The following is a 1,924-nucleotide window of genomic DNA, read 5'->3' as shown; positions in this document are numbered from 1 at the left end:
GGAGAAACCCCTCTGAGCCAGGTAGAACTGATGTCTAACGGGCGCTGACTCGGCGGATTATGGGCTGGGATAATGGGTGCTGGGGAATAGTTGATATCTGGAATATACCGAAGGGAAATCTCGGTAAAAATAGCTCTAGCTTCAGCCGGGATATCTGTGGCTGGATAGTGTAACCCCAGATAGCTTTCTAGGTGATTCTGTTTTTCCTCAGCAATGACAACGCCGCTATTGTCGGGTGAAAACTGATAAATCATGACCCGATCAAAGTCGATAAATGCCCTGATTTCTTTGGCTAAGATTTGAGCAAGCTCAAAGATAGTCTTAGGTGTGTCAAAAACCGTGGTTATCTGACTCATCTGCTGCTGTAGCTCTCTTAAAGCTTTGGAGTCAGACGGCCGGGGAGAGTTTGGTATGAGTTCGATGACGATCAGATCGGCTTGGGGATAGGAATACGCGTCAAAGTCTTCTCCGGTAGCACAGGCGGTAAGGGTGGATGGACCCAGCTGCGTCAGATGATTTTTGAGGTCGGCAACCTGCTCGTTTGAAAAAACGTTGCTCAAAGCCTGGCCTAGCAGGTTTTTGGGTGAGCGTCCCAAGCCTGCTAGGGTATTCGTACTAATTTGTATGATTTCGAAGCTAGCAGACTCTACAACCAGGAGAATCCCGTGGGGCTGAATATGATCAATTGTTCGGATGGTATAGCTGTGGCATGTTTCTAATGCCTGCAGCTCCGTATGATCGAGAGCCTCTAGATGAAGATTTTTAGTGGTCATGGGCGCTCAATCTATACTGTTTATCCGCTAAAGAATGTATTCAACACAGGATCTGTCCTATGTTGCCCAGTATTTATTGAGAAAAATCGATGCTGAGGGTGTTTGGTGCTGTCTGTGGTCTGTTGGTGCTTATGGCTCCTGCTAAGAGCCTGGATAAAGTTCACCCAGAGCATAGTCTACGGCTTTTTCTGCGTGGATGACCGTGCTGTCAAACAGTTGTATATCCGTATCGGCCTGGGTTATCAGCATGCCGATTTCGGTACAGCCCAGGATAATGGCTTCGGCTCCCTGGTCGGCAAGAGTACGGATAATTCGCAGGTATTCTGTTTTGGCGTTAGCTGTGATTTTGCCTAAGCACAGCTCTTGATAGATCACCTGGTGAACAATTTTCCGATCGTCTACGTTGGGAATGAGCACCTCTAGACCGTGCTTTTCCTGCAGCCGACCGCTGTAAAAGTCTTGCTCCATGGTGAAGGCGGTGCCGAGTAGACCGACTTTTTGGATGTTTTGCTGGATCAGGGCATCTGCGATCGCATCGGCAATATGCAGCAGCGGGATATCAATAGCCGCTTCTATTTGAGGAGCCACCTTATGCATGGTGTTGGTGCCGATCAACAGAAAGTCAGCCCCAGCTGCCTGCACCCCTAAAGCGGCGGCTGAGAGAACTTTTGCCATCTCATCCCAGTCGCCCTGATGCTGCAGCTTTTCGATGGGGTCAAAATCAACGCTATACAGGGCAATCTGGGCAGAATGCAAGCCGCCTAGCTTACTTTTTATCCCCTGGTTAATAGCCTGGTAATACGTTACCGTGCTTTCCCAGCTCATTCCCCCCAACAGACCAATCGTTTTCATATTATCTCTGGCGTTGCTGACCCTCGGCATGGTTCTATCTGCAAAATGCTGACACGTGGCATTTCTAATAGATCGATGTATCCCTTAAATCAGCAACGGCTCATCTCCTATGGTTTATGCTCAGATTTTATAGAATATCGCCAGTACATTTTCCCAGAAAACATGATGAGGTTTTGACAATCAATGCCCGATTAAGGAAATCCATACTAGGATGCGTCATATTGTCTTAAGGGAAGCCGCGTTAACTTGCCATATCAGAAATCAACCCGAGCCCTTTGGGAAAGCGATCGCTACTATGC

The 1,924-nt window shown here is 48.0% G+C and carries 1 protein-coding gene and 1 pseudogene; both read right to left on the bottom strand.

From position 1 onward, the window contains the following. Nucleotides 1-773 (bottom strand): annotated as a pseudogene (locus tag IQ260_RS30250) (hypothetical protein); the annotation flags it as partial. A 141-nt stretch (nucleotides 774-914) separates the two neighbouring features. Further along, nucleotides 915-1,625, bottom strand: coding sequence for an aspartate/glutamate racemase family protein (locus tag IQ260_RS30245; RefSeq protein WP_193996747.1), 711 nt, complete (start codon nucleotides 1,623-1,625; stop codon nucleotides 915-917). Nucleotides 1,626-1,924: the final 299 nt, after the last annotated feature.

The organism is Leptolyngbya cf. ectocarpi LEGE 11479 (assembly GCF_015207065.1).
GTDB lineage: Bacteria > Cyanobacteriota > Cyanobacteriia > Phormidesmidales > Phormidesmidaceae > Leptothoe > Leptothoe ectocarpi.
Note: the sequence above shows the minus strand (reverse complement) of the source record. Positions and strands in the feature narration are given on the sequence as shown.

Excerpts from the sequence above, each read along its gene's own strand:
- IQ260_RS30245 (WP_193996747.1), bottom strand. The coding sequence starts at position 1,625 with ATGAAAACGATTGGTCTGTTGGGGGGAATGAGCTGGGAAAGCACGGTA.